General features: G+C 62.3%; 20 protein-coding genes. 9 read left to right on the top strand and 11 right to left on the bottom strand.

Annotated elements, in window-relative coordinates; translation table 11 throughout:
* Positions 1-10 precede the first annotated feature (10 nt).
* From SM765_RS06440 to SM765_RS06415, 6 genes are all read left to right on the top strand, one after another.
* Positions 11-1,540, top strand: coding sequence for an ABC transporter ATP-binding protein (locus SM765_RS06440; RefSeq protein WP_274837563.1), 1,530 nt, complete (start codon positions 11-13; stop codon positions 1,538-1,540).
* Complete coding sequence (locus SM765_RS06435) at positions 1,541-2,635, top strand: ABC transporter permease (RefSeq protein ID WP_065272541.1); 1,095 nt, start codon at positions 1,541-1,543, stop codon at positions 2,633-2,635.
* The gene (locus tag SM765_RS06430) at positions 2,635-3,642 is read left to right on the top strand and encodes an ABC transporter permease (RefSeq protein ID WP_274834608.1); all 1,008 of its coding nucleotides are present in this window, start codon (positions 2,635-2,637) and stop codon (positions 3,640-3,642) included. Before SM765_RS06435 ends, SM765_RS06430 begins: the two co-directional genes overlap by 1 nt.
* 189 nt (positions 3,643-3,831) lie before the next feature.
* A complete protein-coding gene (locus SM765_RS06425; RefSeq protein WP_274827617.1) occupies positions 3,832-4,752 on the top strand; it encodes a sulfite exporter TauE/SafE family protein in 921 nt (306 codons plus the stop codon).
* Positions 4,752-5,546: a TIGR02186 family protein gene (locus tag SM765_RS06420; protein ID WP_065272538.1), complete on the top strand. Its 795-nt coding sequence runs from the start codon at positions 4,752-4,754 to the stop codon at positions 5,544-5,546. The genes SM765_RS06425 and SM765_RS06420 overlap by 1 nt, the downstream gene beginning before the upstream one ends.
* Positions 5,547-5,635: 89 nt before the next feature.
* Entirely contained in the window at positions 5,636-6,052 is a 417-nt protein-coding gene (locus tag SM765_RS06415; RefSeq protein WP_274834609.1) for a VOC family protein, read from the top strand.
* Positions 6,053-6,199: 147 nt separating this feature from the next.
* Here SM765_RS06415 and SM765_RS06410 read toward each other — a convergent pair whose 3' ends face one another.
* From SM765_RS06410 to SM765_RS06385, 6 genes are all read right to left on the bottom strand, one after another.
* Entirely contained in the window at positions 6,200-6,940 is a 741-nt protein-coding gene (locus tag SM765_RS06410; RefSeq protein WP_065272536.1) for an SDR family oxidoreductase, read from the bottom strand.
* Positions 6,937-8,472, bottom strand: a complete 1,536-nt coding sequence (locus SM765_RS06405) for an ATP-dependent DNA helicase (protein ID WP_274837562.1) — start codon at positions 8,470-8,472, stop codon at positions 6,937-6,939. The genes SM765_RS06410 and SM765_RS06405 overlap by 4 nt, the downstream gene beginning before the upstream one ends.
* Before the next feature lie 83 nt (positions 8,473-8,555).
* A complete protein-coding gene (locus SM765_RS06400; protein ID WP_065272534.1) occupies positions 8,556-9,197 on the bottom strand; it encodes an acyl-homoserine-lactone synthase in 642 nt (213 codons plus the stop codon).
* A 112-nt stretch (positions 9,198-9,309) separates the two neighbouring features.
* Positions 9,310-10,029 carry a helix-turn-helix transcriptional regulator gene (locus SM765_RS06395; RefSeq protein ID WP_065272533.1) on the bottom strand — a complete coding sequence of 240 codons (720 nt, stop codon included), beginning with the start codon at positions 10,027-10,029 and terminating at the stop codon, positions 9,310-9,312.
* 374 nt (positions 10,030-10,403) lie between these two features.
* Complete coding sequence (gene ccrA, locus SM765_RS06390; RefSeq protein WP_065272532.1) at positions 10,404-11,690, bottom strand: crotonyl-CoA carboxylase/reductase; 1,287 nt, start codon at positions 11,688-11,690, stop codon at positions 10,404-10,406.
* 111 nt (positions 11,691-11,801) lie between these two features.
* Positions 11,802-13,253 carry a 1-acyl-sn-glycerol-3-phosphate acyltransferase gene (locus SM765_RS06385; protein WP_274837561.1) on the bottom strand — a complete coding sequence of 484 codons (1,452 nt, stop codon included), beginning with the start codon at positions 13,251-13,253 and terminating at the stop codon, positions 11,802-11,804.
* Between the two features lie 163 nt (positions 13,254-13,416).
* Between SM765_RS06385 and SM765_RS06380 the strand changes: the two genes are divergently transcribed.
* The 3 genes from SM765_RS06380 (at position 13,417) to deoD (ending at position 16,563) form a co-directional block, all read left to right on the top strand.
* The gene (locus SM765_RS06380; RefSeq protein ID WP_065272530.1) at positions 13,417-15,393 is read left to right on the top strand and encodes a protein meaA; all 1,977 of its coding nucleotides are present in this window, start codon (positions 13,417-13,419) and stop codon (positions 15,391-15,393) included.
* Positions 15,394-15,513: 120 nt separating this feature from the next.
* Positions 15,514-15,834, top strand: coding sequence for an H-NS histone family protein (locus tag SM765_RS06375; protein ID WP_065272529.1), 321 nt, complete (start codon positions 15,514-15,516; stop codon positions 15,832-15,834).
* A 24-nt stretch (positions 15,835-15,858) separates the two neighbouring features.
* The gene (deoD, locus tag SM765_RS06370) at positions 15,859-16,563 is read left to right on the top strand and encodes a purine-nucleoside phosphorylase (protein ID WP_274827610.1); all 705 of its coding nucleotides are present in this window, start codon (positions 15,859-15,861) and stop codon (positions 16,561-16,563) included.
* A gap of 174 nt (positions 16,564-16,737) precedes the next feature.
* Here deoD and SM765_RS06365 read toward each other — a convergent pair whose 3' ends face one another.
* The 5 genes from SM765_RS06365 to SM765_RS06345 form a co-directional block, all read right to left on the bottom strand.
* Positions 16,738-17,595: an urea carboxylase-associated family protein gene (locus SM765_RS06365; protein ID WP_274837560.1), complete on the bottom strand. Its 858-nt coding sequence runs from the start codon at positions 17,593-17,595 to the stop codon at positions 16,738-16,740.
* Positions 17,596-17,859: 264 nt separating this feature from the next.
* On the bottom strand, positions 17,860-19,041 hold the full coding sequence (locus SM765_RS06360; RefSeq protein ID WP_274837559.1) for a type III PLP-dependent enzyme: 1,182 nt from the start codon (positions 19,039-19,041) through the stop codon (positions 17,860-17,862).
* 361 nt (positions 19,042-19,402) lie between these two features.
* Positions 19,403-19,612, bottom strand: coding sequence for a hypothetical protein (locus SM765_RS06355; protein WP_274831413.1), 210 nt, complete (start codon positions 19,610-19,612; stop codon positions 19,403-19,405).
* Positions 19,613-19,672: 60 nt separating this feature from the next.
* Positions 19,673-19,837, bottom strand: a complete 165-nt coding sequence (locus tag SM765_RS06350) for a hypothetical protein (protein ID WP_156767923.1) — start codon at positions 19,835-19,837, stop codon at positions 19,673-19,675.
* 187 nt (positions 19,838-20,024) lie between these two features.
* Positions 20,025-20,735, bottom strand: a complete 711-nt coding sequence (locus SM765_RS06345; RefSeq protein ID WP_065272524.1) for a ZIP family metal transporter — start codon at positions 20,733-20,735, stop codon at positions 20,025-20,027.
* Between the last annotated feature and the right edge of the window lie 102 nt (positions 20,736-20,837).

Below are 20,837 nucleotides of genomic sequence, written 5' to 3'. Positions count from 1 at the left end.
AGGAGCCAGAATGACGGCACCAGCGATTGAACTGAAAGGCATCTCCAAGGCCTTTGGCCCCGTCCAGGCCAACAAGGACATCTCCATCAGCGTCGCCCCCGGCACGATCCACGGGATCATCGGCGAAAACGGCGCCGGCAAATCCACCCTGATGAGCATCCTTTACGGCTTCTACAAGGCCGACAGCGGCGAGGTCTGGATCAACGGCAAGAAGACCGAGATTCCCGACAGCCAGGCCGCCATCGCGGCCGGGATCGGCATGGTGTTCCAGCATTTCAAGCTGGTCGAGAATTTCACGGTGCTGGAAAACATCGTGCTGGGCGCCGAGGACAGCGGGCTGTTGATGCCCTCGCTGACCCGCGCCCGCAAGGAACTGAAGGCGCTGGAAGAGGAATACGAACTCTTCGTGGACCCGGACAAGCGCATCGACGAGATCGGCGTCGGCATGCAGCAGCGTGTGGAGATCCTGAAGGCGCTGTACCGCAAGGCCGAGATCCTGATCCTGGACGAACCCACCGGCGTTCTGACCCCGGCAGAGGCCGACCAGCTGTTCCGCATCCTCGACCGCCTGCGGGCCGAGGGCAAGACGATCATCCTGATTACCCACAAGCTGCGCGAGATCATGGAGGCGACCGACACGGTCAGCGTCATGCGCCGCGGCGAAATGACCGCAACGGTAAAAACCGCCGAGACCAGCCCCGAACATCTGGCCGAGCTGATGGTGGGCCGCAAGGTGCTGCTGCGCGTGGACAAGGTCCCCGCCAAGCCCGGCAAGCCGATCCTGGAAGTCGAGAACCTGCGCGTCGTGGACGAGGCAGGCGTCGAGCGCGTCAAGGGCATCGACCTCAATGTGCGCGCCGGAGAGATCCTCGGCATCGCCGGTGTGGCGGGCAATGGCCAGTCAGAGCTGCTGGAGGTGCTGGGCGGCATGCGCCCCGGCACCGGTACGATCCGCCTCAATGGCACGCCGCTGCCGCTGTCTGGCGCCGGATCGGACGGGCGGGCACGCCGCGCCGCCCATGTGGCCCACGTCCCCGAAGACCGCCAGCGCGAAGGGCTGATCATGGATTTCCACGCCTGGGAAAACGTCGCCTTTGGCTATCACCACGCGCCGGAATACCAGCGGGGCCTTCTGATGGACAACGCCGCCCTGCGCGCCGACACCGCTGCGAAGATGGAGAAATTCGACGTGCGCCCGCCGGATCCCTGGCTGGCCGCCAAAAGTTTTTCCGGCGGCAACCAGCAGAAGATCGTCGTCGCCCGTGAAATCGAGCGCAATCCCGACCTCTTGCTGATCGGCCAGCCCACCCGCGGCGTCGACATCGGCGCCATCGAATTCATTCACAAGCAGATCGTCGCCCTGCGCGATGAGGGCAAGGCGATCCTTCTGGTCTCGGTCGAGTTGGAAGAGATCCTGTCCCTGTCTGATAGGGTGGCGGTGATGTTTGACGGTATGATCATGGGCGAACGCGCCGCCGATCAGACCGATGAAAAGGAACTGGGCCTTCTGATGGCCGGTGTCGCGGGGGAGGCCGCGTAAATGGAAAAAATGCCGAAATGGGCCGATGTGGTCCTGATCCCGCTGATCAGCCTGATACTGGCGGCCCTCCTCTCTGCCCTCGTGATCCTGGCCATCGGCGAGGATCCGATTGCTGCGGTCAAGATGATGGTAACCGGCGCGCTCGGCTCCACCTATGGCTGGGGCTACACGCTTTATTATGCGACCAATTTCCTGTTTACCGGCCTTGCCGTCGCCGTCGCCTTCCACGCCCGCATGTTCAACATCGGCGGCGAAGGTCAGGCGATGCTGGGGGGGCTTGGCGTTGCGCTTGTCTGCCTTTACATCCCCTGGCCGCACTGGTCGCTGGCGCTGATCTTTGCCGCCCTCGGGGCCGCCCTGTTCGGGGCCGCCTGGGCTGCCATCCCGGCCTACCTTCAGGCCAAGCGTGGCAGCCATATCGTGATCACCACCATCATGTTCAACTTCATCGCCGCGGCGGTATTGAACTACATGCTGGTCAACGTGCTGAAGCCCGCAGGCGCCATGGACCCGGCCACCGCGCGCTTTGCCGAAGCCGTGCACCTGCCAAGCCTGCACGAGTTGCTGGTGCCCTTTGGGATCAATTTCTCGAAATCCGCCCCGGCAAACGTCAGCCTGCTGGTGGCCGTCGCCGCCTGTTTTGCCGTCTGGCTGTTGATCTGGCGCACCCGGCTGGGGTACGAGATTCGCGCCTATGGTCACTCCGAACCCGGCGCGCTTTATGCCGGGATCTCCCCGGTAAAGATCACCATGATCGCCATGCTGATCTCGGGCGGGCTTGCCGGCATGATGGCGATCAACAACGTCATGGGCGAGGCCGAGCGTCTGGTTTTGAACTCTACCGAGGGCGCCGGTTTCATCGGCATCGCCGTGGCGCTGATGGGGCGCAACCATCCCTTTGGCGTTTTCCTGGCTGCCATCCTCTTTGGCTTCCTCTATCAGGGCGGCGCGGAACTGGCGCTCTGGACCTCGATCCCGCGCGAATTGATCGTCGTCATTCAGGCGCTGGTCATCCTCTTTACCGGCGCGCTGGACAATATGGTGCGGATACCGCTTGAAAAAATCTTCCTTGCATTGCGGAAGGAGAAAGCCTGATGGAATTCCTGACCATCATTCAGGTGCTGGACAGCACCGTCCGTCTGGCGACGCCGCTGCTTCTGGCCTGCCTGGCCGGCCTGTTCTCAGAGCGCGCGGGCATCTTTGACATCGGCCTTGAAGGCAAGATGCTGATGGCCGCCTTTCTGTCCGCTGCCGTCGCCGCAATCACCGGCAATGTCTGGCTGGGGCTGCTCGCGGGCATCGCCTCCTCGCTGGTGCTGGCCGGGCTGCACGGGGTGGCCTCGATCACCTTTCGGGGAAACCAGCTGATTTCCGGCGTTGCCATCAACTTCCTTGCCGCCGGCATGACCGTGCTGATCGCGCAGGACTGGTTCCAGCAGGGCGGACGCACGCCTTCGCTGCTGACCGAGGGCCGCTTTGGCGGGATCGAGCTGCCCTTTGCCATCGGCCCCAGCGATGCCGAGGCCACGGGCCGCCCCCTGTCCAAGCTGATCGCCGAGGCAGGCCCGCTGCATCAGGTCTATTCCGAGCTGCTCTCCGGGCACTCCATCCTCGTCTATGCCGCCTTCCTCGCGGTGCCGCTCACCTGGTGGGTGCTGTTCCGCACCCGCTTTGGCCTGCGTCTGCGCGCGGTCGGGGAAAACCCGGCAGCGGTGGACACGGCCGGTGTTTCGGTGGTGGGGCTGCGGTTCGCCGCGGTTGCGATCTGCGGCCTTCTGTGTGGCATCGCGGGCGCCTATCTGGCCACGGCCCTGCAGGCTGGTTTCGTGAAAGACATGACCGCCGGGCGCGGCTTCATCGCGCTGGCCGCGCTGATCTTTGCCAAATGGCGGCCGTGGCACGCGATGGGCGCCTGCCTGCTGTTCGGCCTGTTGCAGGCCGTCGCGCTGCGGTTCCAGAATATCGAACTGGGCAGCGTTACCATCCCGGTGCAGGTGATGGACGCCCTGCCCTATATCCTGACCGTGGTGATCCTGGCCGGTTTCGTCGGCAAGGCCATTCCGCCCCGCGCCGGCGGCGCGCCTTATGTGAAGGAGCGCTGAACAGGGTTCAAGACACCCATTCCGTCTGCTGAAGCCGCCCGGCCCCCGCGCCGGGCGGTTTTGCATTTTGGCCGCGCTCTTCCCCCCATCCGGGGTGATAAGTCCAGATTGGTCCCGATTATCGGTCCTGAATGCTGCGGGGCGGCATCGCCAGTTGATTTTGCACCGGCAAAGGGGTCTAAATTGAGTATGCAGATCTACCTTCCCATCGCCGAGGTTTCGGTCAATGCCTTCCTTCTTCTGGGGCTGGGTGGGCTGGTGGGTATCCTTTCGGGGATGTTCGGCGTCGGCGGTGGTTTTCTGATGACACCGCTGCTGTTCTTCATCGGCATTCCGCCTGCTGTGGCGGTTGCGACCGAGGCCAACCAGATCGTCGCCTCCTCCTTTTCCGGCGTCCTTGCCCATTTCCGAAGGCGCACCGTTGATATCAAGATGGGCCTTGTGCTGCAGGCCGGTGGTCTGCTTGGCGCCGCGCTCGGCGTGGTGGTTTTCAACCATCTGAAACAGATGGGTCAGGTCGATCTGCTGGTGAAACTCTGCTACGTCGTCTTCCTTGGCGTCGTTGGCGGGCTGATGTTCATCGAAAGCCTCAGCGCCCTGCGCAAATCCCGCAAATCGGGCGGCGCGCCCGCTGCGCGGCGGCAGCGCAGCTGGGTGCATGCCCTGCCCTTCAAGATGCGGTTCCGCACCTCCGGGCTTTATATCTCGGTGATCCCGCCGGTTCTGGTCGGCGTCGCTGTCGGCATCCTGGCCGCGATCATGGGCGTGGGCGGCGGTTTTATCATGGTGCCCGCGATGATCTATATCCTCGGCATGCCGACCAAGGTGGTGGTCGGAACCTCGCTGTTCCAGATCATCCTCGTCACCGCCTTTACCACCATGCTGCACGCCACCACCAACTTTACCGTGGACATCGTGCTGGCCGTGCTCCTATTGGTTGGCGGCGTCGTCGGGGCACAGATCGGCACCCGCATCGGCACCTATCTCAAGGCCGAACAGCTGCGGATCCTGCTGGCACTGATGGTGCTGCTGGTCTGCGGTAAACTGGGGCTTGAGCTTCTTATTCAGCCGGACGAGCTGTTCTCGCTCGGCGTGGCAGGAGGTCACTGATGACGCCGCTCTTCCGCCTGTTGCTAATTGCCCTGCTCAGCCTTCCTGCGGTTCTCGCTTCCCCGGGTCGCGCTAACGAGCGCGAAGCGGTTGTGCTTGGCCTCAGCCAGAACCGCGTCGCCATTACCGCCGATTTTGACGGCTCTGAAATCCTGGTTTTCGGCGCGGTGAAACGCGACACTCCGATCCCGGCGGATGCGCCGCCGCTCGAAGTGATCGTCACCGTGTCCGGCCCCTCCGCCCCGGTCACCGTGCGTCGCAAGGAAAAGAAGCTTGGCATCTGGGTCAATGTCGACAGCGTGCTGGTCGATTCCGCGCCCAGCTTTTACGCGGTGGCCACCAGCGCCCCCTTCGGCGCGGTGCTGACGGATATCGAAGACCTGCGCCACAAGGTGTCGGTCGAGCGGGCCATCCGTTCGGTCGGGGCCGCGATGAACATCCGCGGCGCCCAGGATTTTGCCGAGGCCGTGGTGCGCATCCGCCGCGAGGAAGGGCTTTACTCCCTGCGGCCCAGCACCGTCACCGTGGACCAGCAAACCCTGTTCCGCACCGCGATCGACATGCCCGCGAACCTGACCGAGGGCGCCTATACCACCCGCGTCCTGCTGACCCGCGGCGGCGAGGTGGTCTCCAGCTATGAAACCGCAATCGACGTGCGCAAGGTCGGGCTGGAACGGTTCCTCTACGCCCTCTCGCGCGAACGGCCCTTCATTTACGGGATCATGTCACTGGTCATTGCCGTCCTTGCCGGCTGGGGCGCCTCGGCAGCCTTCCAGCTGCTGCGCGACCGGTAGGAGCGTCAATTCATGCCGTTTCGCAGTCTAAACAGCCAGTCGGATTGCCACCTTGGCAATCAGATGTATCGCGCAATGGGACAGCAAGCATGATCGCCTATGTCACCGTCGGAGCTGACGATATCACGCGTGCCAAACAGTTCTATTCTGCCTTCCTACCGGCCCTTGGCTATGGGCTATCGGAGGGGCCTGAAGGTCTAAGCTACGCCCTGCCAGTGGAGCCGGGCCAGTCTCCCGCTCTGCCTGATTTCTACGTCAAACCGCCCTTCGATGGAGAGGCGGCCTCGGCTGGCAATGGCGCCATGGTGGCCTTTGAGGCGCGCAGCCAGGAACAGGTGCGCGCCCTCCATGCCGCCGCGCTGGCCGCAGGAGGCACTGATGAGGGACAACCGGGTTTTCGCGCCGCCTATGGCCCCCGGTTCTTTGTCGGCTACTTGCGCGATCCACAAGGCAACAAGATCGCATTGTTTTCCAGTAACCCGAACGAGCCGGGACGAGACGGTTAGCCCAGGTCTTCAAGGGTGACAGGATCACGACCACTCGCAACAGGCACCGCGCCACGCGCGGTGCCGGGCCCAACGGGATGAGAGCTGCGTCCGCAGACCGAAGACGGGCGGGAGCGCTCCCCCGCCATGTCCCCTGCCCTGCCTTGATCAGCCGCGGCCGATATAGGGCATCTTGGTGGCCATCACCGTCATGAACTGCACATTGGCCTCCAGCGGCAATTCAGCCATATGCAGCACCGACCGCGCCGCATCCGCCACATCAAAGGTGTCCATCGGCGCCGCCTCGGGATTGGCCTCGGCATGGCGATGGGCCAGATCCTCTACCATTGGCGTACGTGCATTGCCGATGTCGATCTGCCCGCAGGCGATGTCAAAGGGCCGACCGTCCAGCGAGATGCTGCGGGTCAGCCCGGTGATCGCCGATTTGGTCGCCGCATAGGGGGCCGAGCCGGGACGCGGCACATGGGCGGCGATGGAGCCGTTGTTGATGATCCGTCCGCCCTGCGGTGCCTGATGGCGCATCTGCCGAAAGGCCGCCCGCGCCGCCAGGAACATGCCCGTGAGGTTCACATTGACCGAGGCATGCCAATCCTCCAGCGCGATCTCATCGATGGTGCCGGGCGGCGTGAAGATACCCGCGTTGTTGAACAGCACATCCAGCCGCCCGGCCTGCATGGCAAAGCTGTTGACCGCATGATCCACGGCGGTGGCATCGGTGACATCGGCAGGCAGCACATAGGCCCGGTCGTGCCCCAGCGCCACATCCGCCAGCTTGTCCGCGCGCCGGGCCAGCAGGCCCACGGTCCAGCCTTGGGTCAGGAACTGTTCGGCCACCGCCCGGCCAATGCCAGAGCTGGCGCCGGTGATCAGGATTGTCTTGTTGCTCATAACGCGGTTTCCTCCTCTGCCTCGAGTGTCAGCGCCGCCACCGGTGCGGCGCGCAGATCGTCCACCCGGAGCGGCCCGGTGGGTTTGGCCAGCCGGTTGCGCACCACCCAGATCAGCCGCTCCTGCGCCCGGGTGATCGCCACATAGGCGAGCCGTTTCCACAGCGGCTGACCGGCCTCGACCCGGCCCATTCGCGCGGCGGCGTAGATATCGGGGGCAAAGACCTGCGCGGTCTCCCATTGCGAGCCCTGCGCCTTGTGAATGGTCACCGCCGCGCCATGCAGAAAGGTCGCCCCCATGCGCGCGGCAAAGGGGATGAAGGGTTCTTCCTCGTCCGGTTTTTCGATCTTCACGATGGAAGCGGCCGAGACCTGCGGATCCTCGGCGCCCATCACGTGCAGGCGGGAAAACCCGGGCTTGCGGCCGGGGCCAAGGTAGATCACCTGCGCGCCCTTGATCAGCCCGCGCGCTTCAAGATCCAAACGTTTCTTGCGGTGTTTCAGCGGCAGTTCGATGCCATCGCAGATCAAAGGTTCGCCTTCGATCAGCGCATCCTCGGGGGCGCCATGGACGCTGCGGAAGGCGTTGATCAGGCGGATCCGGGTGTTGTTACGCCAGACCAGCACCGGGGAGCGCGCCATCAGGTCGACCTCGACCCGCTGCCCCCAAACCACGCGCTCGTCGCGGCGGGCGGTGTCTTCGACCATGCGTTCGAAATCTTCGAACCCAAGCTGCGGATCCGCCAGCGCATGGGCGAGGTCCAGAATGGGGTTATCGGCCTCCTGCCGGTGAATGCGGCTCAGCACCAGTTTGCGCGTCTCTGGCAGCCCGTCAAAGACCATGGCGCCGGATTGGTTCACCGGTGCCAGCTGCGCCGGGTCGCCAAACAGCAGCAGGGTCGGGAAAATCTCTTTGAGATCGCTGAACTGGCGGTCATCCAGCATCGAGGCTTCATCGACAAAGCCGATGTCCAGTGGGTCCTCGCGCCGTTTCCAGCCGGTGATAAAATCGGAGCCGCGCAGCCCTGCCGCCGCCAGCGCCCCGGGGATCGATTTGTTGCGCTCGTAAAAGGCCGCCGCGCGCGCCAGCGCCTCTTCGGTCAGACCTTCGATATCAGGCTCTTCGCCGTTTCCGGCCAACCATTCGGCGATGCGTTCGTATTCCGGATCGTAGACAGGCGTGTAGAGAATCCGGTGAATGGTGGTCGCCGGCACCCCACGCAGGCGCAGCACGCTGGCTGCCTTGTTGGTGGGGGCCAGAATCGCAAGGGTGCGCTTGCCGCTTTTCTTGCGACTTTCGTAATCGCCCGACACCACTTCGACGCCGGCATCTTCCAGCGCCTTGTAAAGCTCGGCCAGCAGCAGGGTCTTGCCCGATCCCGCCTTGCCGATCACCGCCATCACCCCGGCATCGCCGCGCGGCGGATGCAGCAGACCATCGTCCAGCTCCACCCCGGCCTGGTGCAAAAGCGCGGTCACGCTGTCAAAAGCGGCGGCCTGATCGTCGGAGAATTGAATAAGCGGCTTTGTCATGGCGCGACCCTACAGCTGCGGGGTCGGCTGCACCAGATGCAACCGGCCCCGTGGCATGTGGGGTCGCAAGACAGACCCGGGTCTTAGCCAGTCAGCGCCATCTGCTTCATCGGGTCGGCACCGCCAAAGGAGCGGTCGAACCACAGCCGCGACAGCTCGGGCGCGATGCCCGCGCGGCTGGCCACCATGTCATAACTGTCCGGAGTGAACTCCCACAGACCGACGTTGATCTGGTCACGGCCTTCTCCCTCGGTGCCCAGAACCTCGGGGCTGGAGCCGATGGCGCGATAGATCCGGATCATCCGACGATCAAAGACACCGACGAAATGGCGGATGCCGAAATTGCGCATGATCTCCCCCCCGCCCAACATCAGCGCACCTGCCACCTTGGACGGCGCATTGCGCGACAGGCAGAACCGGGTGCATTCCCAGATCAGCGGGCTGGTGATCGGGCTGCCGCCAGTGAGATGGCCAAAAATTTCATTCACCATCACGCGCCCGGTGGTCGGCAAAAACCGCATGGAGCCGCCATGGCTGCCATCCGGCATTTCCCAGATCACATAAAGCGGATCCAGCGCATCGTATTGATCGCGTTCCTGTCCGTTGGCATCGACGCTGACCTCCCAGCCCAGACGGGTGCGGAATTGGTCGGCGCGATCCTGAAACATGGAGCGGGCCAGTTCAGGATGTTTATGCAGGTCGTGTCCATAGATATAGCGAAGCATTTTTTCGTCCCCTTTTGCTTGAAATGCAGGGGGAGCTTACGCCCAGAAGGCGATGCGCCAAAGACATTAACGAATTCATAAGATTGGATTTGAGCAGATTTTCGCGCCCGGATCAGACAACGATAAAACCGCAGCTTAATGCGCGGGCAATTGCATGAGTCGTATTCAGCGCGCCGAGTTTAAATCGAGCACTTTCAATGTAAACGCGCAAGGTATGTTCCGAAATTGAAAGCGTTTGTGCGACCTGCGCACGGCTGTAACCAATTGCCAGCAGGGTCAGTGCATCAATTTCCCTTGGCGACAGGGTTTGGGCCTGTTCCGGGCCGCGATCAGGTTCGAATTCCAGCGCTTTGCGGTTGAAATAATGCGCCATCAGAATCAGTTCGCGGCTGTGGGCTTCGGTGAATTCTTCCCAGTCCTCATCTGAGCAATTGTGATTGACGGTAAAGAGCGCGAATTGCCCGTTGGGACCGCGAATCGGAATTGAATAACCCTGATTGCCGACCCCATGCGCCAGCGCGTCTTTCAGAAAAATACGCGCCGATTTGGTGGACCAGTCGAGCCGCTTCCAATCGACCGGATGAAACCGCTGATAACAACCAATAATGACCGGATCGGTCCGCAGATAGCCCTGCTCCAGATAGCGCTGGACCCAGACATCATCATAGGTGCCACAGCCGTATTGCTCGCCTGCGCTATCGACCCAGTGATAGACGATATGATCGATCTCAAAGGCATCCCGGACGCGCTCGGTGATCTTTTGCAGACCCTCAAGTGTCGTGGTGGCATCCAAGTCCTCCAGGATGCCGTCCAGATCTACCGTTTTCCCCATAGGATCGCGTACCGTTGTCATCAAGCTGAGGCGTGATCTCTGCATAAGCAATATCCAGCGCGATATCGAGCTGGTCACCTAGCCTCCCCAGACCTTTTGCAGCGGCAACCTCTCTGAGGTCAACGAGAACGTCCAGAATCCATTCATTTTTTGCCATATCGGCCCCCCCTTGAGCCTATGTCACCCAAGGACAGCCTAATTTTGCGAGAATTTTTCGTATATTCGCAGATTTTCCTTCCCCAGAAATGGTGAGGAAAGCCCAGAGTAACATTCTGAAATTGTTATATTTTAAGATTCAGAAAGCAAAAAAGAGCGAACCACTTGAAATGATTCGCTCTTCTGATTTTCAGCAATAGAAACCCGGCAGGGCGGGATTATTTGCCCGCTTCGAGAACGTCCTCAAGGGTGCGAAGACCAGTCTTGGGCGCCTGCACCAGAACCGACATATTGCCGGGCAGATGTTCGTTGCGCAGCATCTTCATGTGCGCCTCAGGCAGGTCGTTCCAGGTGAACACTTCGGACATGCAGGGATCAAGACGACGCTCCAGCATCAGCTTGTTCGCGGAAGACGCCTGTTTCAGGTGGGCAAAGTGGCTGCCCTGCAGGCGCTTCTGGTGCATCCACATGTAGCGCACATCGAGCGTCAGGTTATAGCCGGTGGTGCCTGCACAGATCACCACCATGCCGCCTTTTTTGCAGACAAAGGTGGAGACCGGGAAGGTCGCCTCACCGGGGTGTTCGAACACCATGTCGACGTTCACGCCCTTGCCGGTGATTTCCCAGATCGCGGCGCCGAACTTGCGCGCTTCCTTGAACCAGGCGGCATATTCCGGGGTGTTGACCGTCGGCATCTGGCCCCAGCAGTTGAAGTCCTTGCGGTTCAGAACGCCCTTGGCACCCAGGCCCATGACGAACTCCCGCTTGCTCTCGTCCGAGATCACGCCGATGGCGTTGGCGCCGGCGGTGTTGATCAGCTGGATCGCGTAGGAGCCAAGACCACCCGACGCGCCCCAGACCAGAACGTTCTGGCCCGGCTTCAGGTCGTGCGGCTCGTGGCCGAACAGCATCCGGTAGGCGGTGGCCAGCGTCAGCGTGTAGCAGGCGCTTTCTTCCCAGGTCAGGTGCTTGGGGCGCGGCATCAGCTGCTGGGCCTGCACATTGGTGAACTGAGCAAAGGAGCCATCGGGAGTTTCATAGCCCCAGATACGCTGGCTCGGCGAATACATCGGGTCGCCGCCGTTGCATTCCTCGTCGTCGCCGTCGTCCTGGTTGCAGTGCACCACGACCTCGTCGCCGACTTTCCAGCGCTTCACCTTGGAACCAACCGCCCAGACGATACCCGCGGCATCGGAGCCGGCGATGTGATAGGGCGCCTTGTGACCGTCAAAGGGCGAGATCGGCTTGCCCAGCGCGGCCCAGACACCATTGTAGTTGACGCCGGCGGCCATCACCAGGACCAGCACCTCGTGGCTGTCCAGCTCGGGCACATCCACCACTTCCTCGACCATGGCAGTGTTCGGCTCACCGTGGCGCTCCTTGCGGATGGTCCAGGCGTACATCTTCTTGGGGACGTAACCCATCGGAGGGATTTCGCCCATCTCATAGAGATCCTTCTCGGGCGCCTCGTAGGACAGAACGTCGGTCTGCGTGTCCAGAGCCATGATGGCCTCCTTCGTTAAAACGGTTTTGCCGCAATGCAGAATCGCGGGTCTACCTAGGGAATAAAAACGGCAAGGTAATAATGCAACCCCATTTGAGGTTGTTTTGTAATTTTATGACCTCGCAAACGCAGAAATTTCCTTGGCGTCTGCAGCATCCGTAGGCAGGGCCGCTGCAGGCAGGAGGTGACGAATGGAGTTGGCATAGTAGGTCAGCAGGTCCCGTTTGGCGGGCACCGGCACGTAACGCCCGTGTTCGGAGCGCAGGATGCCGCGCCGCACCAGGATCCGCAGCGCTGTTTCAACCGCATAGGACCGGCTGTCACGGGGCAGATGGATATGGGAGAGCGGCATCCGCTCCAGCAGCGCCGCAAGCCGCTGTTCCAGCGCGCTGCGCGTCATTGCGCCTTCGGACATCAGCAACCAGCAGACCGCGGGCACCGGCAGTACCGGTACGATATCACCGATCCGCTCCATCAGCTCCTGCGACAGGGGTTCGGGTAGATCTGACGCCGTGACCGGCCCAGAAGGATCGGCAGCCTGCTGCGCGGCAGTGAATTCCGCAAGGCTCAAAGGGCGGCCAAAGTTCACCGCAGCATAGCCGAACCGGTGATAGCGCCCGGTCATCCACAGCCACAGCTGCCGCAGCATCCGCGCCATCACCACGCCGATACGGGCGCGGAACCGGCGCTCTCCGGCGCGCCCGGCCGAGGTCAGGATCTTGTCCTCCAGCACCCAGTCATAATTCAGCCCCACCGGCACGAAGACCACATCCCGCCCCGCCCCGGCCGGGTCCCGCGCGTCGACAATGTATTTCAGCAGCCCAAGACGCGGCGGCGCCAGCGCGCCGTCCAGGCTGAGCCCCCCTTCGGGGAACATCGCCTGCGTAGCCCCGCCCTGCGTGGCAAGGCGCACGTAGGTCGCCAGTACACGGCGGTAAAGTTCATTGCGCGATTTGCGACGGATGAAATAGGCCCCCATGGCCCGGATCAACCGCGACAGCGGCCAGACCCGCGCCCATTCCCCCACCGCATAAGACAGGGCCGAGCGCCGAGCTGCCAGATAGGTGATCAGCACGTAATCCATATTGCTGCGATGGTTCATCACAAAAACCAGCGTTGCCTCCGGGTCGATGCGGCGCAGCGCCTCTTCGTCCTGATGCCCCAAGCGCACGCGGTAGATCGCATTGGACAGCCAGCGCGTCACCCGGATGGCAAAGCTGAAATAAGTGAAGGCGGAAAAGGACGGCACGATCTCGCGCGCATAGCGCCGCGCCTCTTCAAAGGCGACGTTGTCGGGAATGCCTTCCGCCGCCGCGTGATCCGCCACCGCCTGCGCCACCTGCGGGTCATAGATCAGCCGCTGGATCATGTCATAGCGCCGCGCCAGCCGGAATGGCTCGATCGGGCGCTCCAGCCGCTGGTTGAGCCGTGCCACCGCCCGTTCCAGCCGCCGCCGGAAGAACCAGCGCACGGATGGAAACAGGAAATGCGAGGCAAAGGTGACCGCAGCAAACAGCAGGATCAGCACAAACAGCCAAAGCGGAAGCTCTACGGTACTTGTCATGGCCCGACTGTGGCAGCAAAGCCCTGCCCGGGCAATTGTAACGCGGGATCAGCGCCTGACGCGGTGTTCGCCGCAACGCAGCGAATTGACATGGGTTTATTATTCCGCTTTACATCGCCACAGCGAAATAAAATTACCCACCACAGAATCGCGAGGCCCGCCCATGTCGCAGACGCAGAATGACCGCAAAGCCGATCGTCCCTGGCTGATCCGGACCTATGCCGGACACTCCACCGCCGAGGCCTCCAACGCGCTGTACCGCTCGAACCTGGCCAAGGGTCAGACTGGCCTGTCCGTCGCTTTCGACCTGCCGACCCAAACCGGATACGACAGCGATCACGTCCTGGCGCGCGGCGAGGTGGGCAAGGTCGGTGTGCCGGTCAGCCACCTGGGCGACATGCGCACCCTGTTTGACCAGATCCCGCTGGAGCAGATGAACACCTCGATGACGATCAACGCGACCGCGCCCTGGCTGCTCTCGCTTTATATCGCCGTGGCCGAGGAACAGGGCGCTGACATCAGCAAGCTGCAAGGCACGGTGCAGAACGATCTGATCAAGGAATACCTGTCGCGCGGCACCTATATCTGCCCGCCGAAACCCAGCCTCAAGATGATCGCGGATGTGGCTGAATACTGCTACACCAATGTGCCCAAGTGGAACCCGATGAACGTCTGCTCCTACCACCTGCAGGAGGCCGGCGCGACGCCCGAGCAGGAGCTGGCCTTTGCGCTTGCCACCGCGCAGGCGGTTCTGGATGAACTGCGTCCGCGAATCGCGCCCGAGGATTTCCCGGCACTGGTGGGGCGGATCTCTTTCTTCGTGAACGCAGGCATCCGGTTCGTGACGGAGATGTGCAAGATGCGCGCCTTTGTCGATCTCTGGGATGAGATCTGCGAAAAGCGCTATGGCGTCGACAACCCGAAATTCCGTCGCTTCCGCTATGGTGTGCAGGTGAACTCGCTGGGCCTGACCGAGCAGCAGCCGGAAAACAACGTTTACCGCATCCTGATTGAAATGTTGGCCGTGACGCTTTCGAAAAAGGCGCGCGCCCGCGCCGTGCAGCTGCCCGCCTGGAACGAGGCGCTGGGTCTGCCGCGCCCCTGGGACCAGCAGTGGTCGATGCGTATGCAGCAGATCCTGGCCTATGAGACCGACCTTCTGGAATACGAGGACCTGTTCGACGGCAACCCGGCGGTAGACCGCAAGGTCGAGGAACTGAAAGACGGCGCCCGCGCCGAGCTGGCCAATCTTGATTCCATGGGCGGCGCCGTTGCCTCGATTGAATACATGAAATCGCGTCTGGTGGATTCCAACGCCGAACGCCTGAACCGGATCGAGCGCAACGAGACCGTCGTGGTCGGCGTCAACCGCTGGACCGAGGGCGAGCCCTCGCCGCTGCAGACCGAAGATGGCGGCATCATGGTCGTCGACCCTGCCGTAGAGCAGCAGCAGATCGCCCGCCTCAACACCTGGCGCGCCGAACGTGACAATGCCGCCGTAGAGCAGGCGCTGGCCGCGCTGCGTCAGGCAGCCAAGGACGGCAGCAACATCATGGAACCCTCCATCGCGGCAGCCAAGGCAGGCGTCACCACCGGTGAATGGGCCGAGGAAATGCGCAAGGCCTATGGCACCTATCGCGGCCCGACCGGCGTCTCCGGCTCCCCCTCTAACAAGACTGAGGGTCTTGAGGACCTGCGCGATGCCGTCAACGCGGTCAGCGACCAGCTGGGACGGCGGCTCAAGTTCGTGGTCGGCAAACCCGGCCTTGATGGTCACTCCAACGGCGCCGAGCAGATCGCCTTCCGCGCCCGCGACTGCGGCATGGACATCACCTATGACGGTATCCGCATGACGCCGCAGGAACTGGTGGCTCAGGCTCAGAAGGACGACGCCCATGTGATCGGCCTGTCGATCCTGTCCGGCAGCCACCTGCCACTGGTCGAGGACATGATGCAGCTGCTGCGTGATGCCGGGCTGGATCACATTCCGGTGGTTGTCGGCGGTATTATTCCCGATGACGATGCCGAACGGTTGAAAAAAATGGGAGTGGCGCGGGTCTATACGCCAAAAGATTTCGAGCTAAATTCAATTATGAGCGACATTGTCGACCTCGCAAAACCACCCGCGATTGCATCTTAATGGGTTGATCACGATTTTTTTCCCAAAATGGGGAAAATTCCGCTAATATTTCCGGGTCAATATCGTCATATAGGGCCGCACGAAAAATCGGGTGTGGCCCTAACGATCCGGAGTATCACAATGAGCATTGATCTTTCTTCCATGTCGCGCAGCGAACTTGTTGAGCTGAAATCTCAAATTGATGCGGCAATTAAATCGGCAGAAATCCGCGAACGTCAGGAAGCCCTGAAAGCCGCCGAAGCCGCTGCTGCCAAATACGGTTTTGCTCTGGAAGAGATTACCGGTGGCAACCAGCGTGGCGGCGGTAAAAAACAAAAAGCGGCCGCAAAATACCGCAATCCGAACAATCCCGAAGAAACCTGGAGCGGCCGTGGCCGTAAACCGCACTGGGTGCATGCTGCCCTGACCGCCGGAATGGATATCTCGGATCTGGAAATCTGATCCTGACCGGACTGGAGAAACGCAGTGACAATCCATATTGGCGCCAAAAATGGCGAGATTGCCGAAACGGTTCTGATGCCCGGCGATCCTTATCGCGCGAAATGGGCGGCCGAAACCTTTTTACAGGACGCCCGTCTGGTAAATGACGTCCGGGGCATGCTGGGATTTACCGGCAGCTGGAACGGCAATCCGGTGACAATTCAGGGGAGCGGCATGGGAATGCCATCGCTTTCCATTTACGCAAATGAGCTGATCCGGGATTTTGGCGCCAAAACCCTGATCCGTATCGGCTCCTGCGGTGGCATGCAGAAAACGGTTGGACTGAGAGATGTCATCCTCGCGATGACGGCCACCACTGCCGGATCCCCCTCGGACACGATCTTCAAAGAGGTCAATTTCGCCCCTTGCGCTGACTGGTCGCTGCTGCAGGCCGCTGCGCGGGCCGCCGAGGCGCGTGATGTCACCACCCACGTGGGCGGGATTTATTCTTCGGATACCTTTTATGACGAACGGCCCGATCTCAATGAACAGATGGTGCGTCACGGCATTCTGGGCGTCGAGATGGAAGCCGCCGAGCTCTACACCCTCGCGGCGCGCTATGGCTGCCGGGCGCTGGCGGTGCTGACGGTGTCGGACCATCTGCAAACCGGCGAAGCGCTGCCCTCGGATCAGCGTGAGCGCAGCTTTGGCGATATGGTTGAAATCGCGCTGGAAGCCGCCTTCGCCTGAGACCGGCGTGGTCACGATCTCTAAGGAACATAAGAAAGGCAGCGGATCGCCTCCGCTGCCTTTTTTCATGCGCGTGCGTCAGGCGATGGCGCAGCGCGCGGCACGCGCGCTGCCGGGCCCAAGGCTTTTTCGGCCCCCGGCAGGGGGCTGCAAAGAGACGCGGGAGAGCCCGCTTTAGCGGCCGTGACTGCGGTCGTAGCCATTCACCGGCGGACTGCTCCATCCCTCCAACGCGCCCGCAGCGGGGGCAAAGACCTCTACCAGCAACGGATGGCACGCAGCGGTATCGCTGGAATGCTCGGAGGAGCAATCCCCGCCGGGGCAGGCGCTGAGCGCGCCCAGCAGATCGATCTCAGCAAAGAATTCCAGATAGTCGCCGGGGCGCACCGGGCTGGCCTTCATGAAATACTGCCCGGTATCGCGGGTGAAGCCGGTGCACATGAAAACGTTCAGCACGTCATGCACATGCGGTTCCGCCTCCACAAGGCTCACGCCGAGATGATCGGCCAGCGCCCGGGTCAGGTTGGAGTGGCAGCAATGGTGGTACTGGCTGCCCGCCAGCAGATTGCCCGTATAGGGATCACAGCGGGTGCCGATCACATCGTGCACCGATCCGCCGTATGCATCCATGCCGTACCACTCCAGCGTATCCTCGGTGATGGTGGCCATTGGGCGCAGATACGGGAAACTGGTCCACATGCGCTCCCCGCTGGTCAGGTGGGTGCCATGCAGGGCGCGGCTCTTGCCGGAATAGAAACGCTCGGACAGGTCATTGCGGTTCCACAGGTTGAGATCCCCCACCTGCGGCCCCTCGATTGAGGAGATGCGGAAGAAATGCCCGGCGGGCACTTCGAAACAAGCGGCATCGCGGGCCGGAACCAGCACCTCGCCGGTCTTCTCCGCGCCCTCGCGCGCCGCCCGGTAGAGCGGTAGATCCGGCACCGGCAGTGTTTCATTGGGATAGCAGATGACCGGTTTGACGGCCTTGCGGGCCTCGGCGTCTGCCGGGGCGGGATGATGGGTATGGGTCATGGTCGCAAGGGCTCCTCGTGTCTGGGCACCGTGTCTCCTCTTCCATTGCGCGCAGGACAGGCCTCGCCCGTGGTGGGGGCAAAGCCCCCGCCTTGGGGGCGGGCGGGGGCTGTCCGGCCTAAGGCCGAACAAGCGGTCGATCTGCGACGATGGGCGCGGTGTCCGGTTGTCGTTCTCTGCATTCAAAAAACCAAAGGCGTTCGGGTACAAGCCCCGAACGCCCTTGCGACCTTCAAATTTCCCTGATCATGGCCCGCGCCGGGGTCAGATCACCACCACATCCAGCGGCGGGAAGCCATTGAACCCGACCGAGGCATAGGTCGAGGTATAGGCGCCACAAGCATGGATCACCACGCGATCCCCTGCCTTGAGGCCAAGCGGCAGCTGGTAGGGCTGCTTTTCATAAAGCACATCCGCGCTGTCGCAGGAGGGCCCCGCCAGAACGCAAGGCCCAGTGCTCTCATGATCGCGGTCAGAGGTGATGCGATAGCGGATCGCCTCATCCATGGTTTCCGCCAGCCCCGAGAACTTGCCGATATCCAGATAGACCCAGCGGTGCAGATCTTTGTCGTGTTTTTTCGACACCAGCAGCACCTCGGCCACGATGGCGCCTGCCTCGGCCACCAGACCGCGGCCCGGCTCGGCCATCACCTCGGACGCATCGGGGAAACGTGCATCAACCTGCGCCATCACCGCGCGGGCATAGTCACTCGGCCCCATCACGGTATTGACGTAAGACGCCGGAAAACCGCCACCGATGTTCAGAAGGCGCATGGAATGGCCTGCATCTTTTGCAGCCTGCCAGACAACGTGGACTTGATCCAGCGTCGCCCCCCACATCATCGGGTCACGTGTCTGCGAGCCGACATGGAAGGACAGACCATCGGCCACGAGGCCCAGCGTGCGCGCACGATCCATCAGCGCCAGCGCCATATCCGGGGTGCAGCCGAACTTGCGGCTGAGCGGCCAGTCGGCACCGGTGGCATCGACCAGCAGACGCACACAGACGTGGGCGCCGGGGGCGTGTTCGGCCAGTTTCTCCAGCTCCTCCACCGCATCGACAGCGAAATGACGGATGCCAATGCCATGGGCAAAGGCGATGTCAGCCGGGCGTTTGATGGTGTTGCCAAAGGTGATCTGATGCGGCGCGGCACCGGCGGCCAGGCACATCTCGATCTCGGCGCGGCTGGCCGCATCGAAGTTGGAACCCGAGCGCACGAGGCGGCGCAGCAGGGCAGCTTCGGGGTTGGCCTTGACCGCATAGTGGATGCGGGCGCGGCCCAGACCATTTGCCAGCGCCTGATACTGGCGCGACACTGCGGCGCCGTCGATCACAAGGGTCGGACGTGCGAAAGCGGTGTTCGCGATATACTCGATGTGGCGTGCTGTAGGTACGACTTCACATTCGCGGGCGATTTGCCCGGTGACGTTTGCGTTCATGGTCATCTCCAAAAGACCCGGCCATCTATGACCGCTCACTTCAATCAGAGACGTTACCGTCGCTACGTAACCCTAGGGCTTTGAGCCCTTTCGACAGAGGCGCGTGCGTTGGCGTCTTAAGCGCGCATATCGGGCAAACCTTTGAGTCGTTCAAGTGGTTTTCTGCACGAGGCTGCGGATTTTTTCAGCGCCCCGATAGCTGCACTGAATCGGCAACGCCCAGCCCTACCCTAGCGGTGCAACCCTCGCGTCAGAAACACGCCATCTGCCGCGTGTCCCGCGCCGCGCATCGCGCGGCGCTACGCCCAAGGGCGAAAGGCAGCCTCTGGCTGCCGTGTCGTGCGCGGGAGATCCCCCGGCGCCCCGATCAGCGCCCTGCCCCACTCTGTCTTGCGGGGTTCAGGCATTGGCGCGGCGCCGCATCGCCCGGCTGCACCGCTCCGCAAAAGGTGCAGCGCCACTGGCCCTTGCTGCGCTCGGCGCGCCAGCGGCAGTTGCGGGTCAGCGAAGACGTGTTATGGCGCCAAATGAAATAGGCAAAGACACCGGCGAGAAGGATCAGCAGAAGAATGGGCATACGCGCTGTCTAGCGCCCTCCTACAAGCCTATCAATCCGGCCTCAGCCAAGGTGCCCGGGTCAGGCTGCCTCGTAGTAAGGCGCATAGGCGGCAACCGGCTGCTCTTCACGCGGCTGCGGCAGGGCAGCGGGGGTGAAATAGGCCCATGCCTGCTCCAGATCCTTGAGCGCTGCGGCGGCTTTGTCTTCGATGAGTTTGGCGGTCTGTGCGACGGTATTTTCCATGGAAACATGTCCTTGTGTTCAGGCTGCTTCCTCCCTTGGCCAGAACATATGCAAGGAACGCAGGCGTGAGCAGGCCGCTTTTGAGCAAAGTCGCCATGCAGAAATGACAAACCTTTGACCCAAGAAGACCTGGCGCAGCGGCAGCTCTGCCGCCCCACAAACGGGCCATCGCTGAACAGCCCGCACATCATCCGATCAGCAGATGCCCGGCCAGCCCAAGCGCGAAGCCTGCCACGGCCCCCAGCGACGGCGCCGAACTGCCCGCCTCATGCACTTTGGGAGCAATGTCCTGAAACAGCAGATACAGGATCCCGCCCGAGGCAAAGACCATGATCACGTCCAGGATATGCGACTGCTGTTCCAGCCAGATCAGCCCCACTGCGGCACAAAGCGGGCCAAGAGCTGCCAGGCCGACAAACAGCAGCAGAACGTGCCAGGCTGGACTGTCGCAACGCCAGATATCGCGGAATGCGGCAAAGCCTTCGGGCACGTTCTGCAAAAAGATCATCAGCGCCAGCAACAGCGCGGTGCCATCCTCCGCACTCAGCATGGCGCCAAGGGCCAGCGCCTCAGGCAGGAAATCCAGCAGCATGGCAAACAGCAGCGCCAGGCTACCCTGCCCCCGGGACATGCCCTTGTCGATCCAGTAGAACGCGAGCCCGCCTGCCCCCAGCCAGAACAGGGCCTCCATCGGCGTCAGCATTCTTGTTCCCTCGGGGATAAGCACCAGCGCTACCGCGCTCAGCAGGGCGCCACCGCCAAAGGAGGTAACCCAGGACAGCACCGCTTTGTGAAGCTCTGCATCGCGGATGTTCTCGATCCACGCCAGCACACCACCAATCGGCAGCGCCAAGCCGGCAAAACCAGCCAGAACAAGGGCAGAGATGAAAGGATCCATGCCGGTGACTTAGACAGGTTTGGCAAAGCGCGGCAAGGATGCGCGGCGCCCCCAGCCCAAAAGAAACCGCCGCGACGAGGGACTCGTCGCGGCGGATCAGAT

The organism is Pseudophaeobacter sp. 1A09344 (assembly GCF_041008745.1).
Lineage (GTDB): Bacteria > Pseudomonadota > Alphaproteobacteria > Rhodobacterales > Rhodobacteraceae > Phycobacter > Phycobacter gallaeciensis_A.
The sequence above is the reverse complement of the archived record's forward strand: the minus strand, read 5'-3'. Positions and strand labels throughout refer to the sequence as shown.

Coding starts and splice junctions, on each gene's coding strand:
- SM765_RS06440 (WP_274837563.1), top strand. CDS start 11: ATGACGGCACCAGCGATTGAACTGAAAGGCATCTCCAAGGCCTTTGGC.
- SM765_RS06435 (WP_065272541.1), top strand. CDS start 1,541: ATGGAAAAAATGCCGAAATGGGCCGATGTGGTCCTGATCCCGCTGATC.
- SM765_RS06430 (WP_274834608.1), top strand. CDS start 2,635: ATGGAATTCCTGACCATCATTCAGGTGCTGGACAGCACCGTCCGTCTG.
- SM765_RS06425 (WP_274827617.1), top strand. CDS start 3,832: ATGCAGATCTACCTTCCCATCGCCGAGGTTTCGGTCAATGCCTTCCTT.
- SM765_RS06420 (WP_065272538.1), top strand. CDS start 4,752: ATGACGCCGCTCTTCCGCCTGTTGCTAATTGCCCTGCTCAGCCTTCCT.
- SM765_RS06415 (WP_274834609.1), top strand. CDS start 5,636: ATGATCGCCTATGTCACCGTCGGAGCTGACGATATCACGCGTGCCAAA.
- SM765_RS06410 (WP_065272536.1), bottom strand. CDS start 6,940: ATGAGCAACAAGACAATCCTGATCACCGGCGCCAGCTCTGGCATTGGC.
- SM765_RS06405 (WP_274837562.1), bottom strand. CDS start 8,472: ATGACAAAGCCGCTTATTCAATTCTCCGACGATCAGGCCGCCGCTTTT.
- SM765_RS06400 (WP_065272534.1), bottom strand. CDS start 9,197: ATGCTTCGCTATATCTATGGACACGACCTGCATAAACATCCTGAACTG.
- SM765_RS06395 (WP_065272533.1), bottom strand. CDS start 10,029: ATGGGGAAAACGGTAGATCTGGACGGCATCCTGGAGGACTTGGATGCC.
- ccrA (WP_065272532.1), bottom strand. CDS start 11,690: ATGGCTCTGGACACGCAGACCGACGTTCTGTCCTACGAGGCGCCCGAG.
- SM765_RS06385 (WP_274837561.1), bottom strand. CDS start 13,253: ATGACAAGTACCGTAGAGCTTCCGCTTTGGCTGTTTGTGCTGATCCTG.
- SM765_RS06380 (WP_065272530.1), top strand. CDS start 13,417: ATGTCGCAGACGCAGAATGACCGCAAAGCCGATCGTCCCTGGCTGATC.
- SM765_RS06375 (WP_065272529.1), top strand. CDS start 15,514: ATGAGCATTGATCTTTCTTCCATGTCGCGCAGCGAACTTGTTGAGCTG.
- SM765_RS06365 (WP_274837560.1), bottom strand. CDS start 17,595: ATGACCCATACCCATCATCCCGCCCCGGCAGACGCCGAGGCCCGCAAG.
- SM765_RS06360 (WP_274837559.1), bottom strand. CDS start 19,041: ATGACCATGAACGCAAACGTCACCGGGCAAATCGCCCGCGAATGTGAA.
- SM765_RS06355 (WP_274831413.1), bottom strand. CDS start 19,612: ATGCCCATTCTTCTGCTGATCCTTCTCGCCGGTGTCTTTGCCTATTTC.
- SM765_RS06350 (WP_156767923.1), bottom strand. CDS start 19,837: ATGGAAAATACCGTCGCACAGACCGCCAAACTCATCGAAGACAAAGCC.
- SM765_RS06345 (WP_065272524.1), bottom strand. CDS start 20,735: ATGGATCCTTTCATCTCTGCCCTTGTTCTGGCTGGTTTTGCCGGCTTG.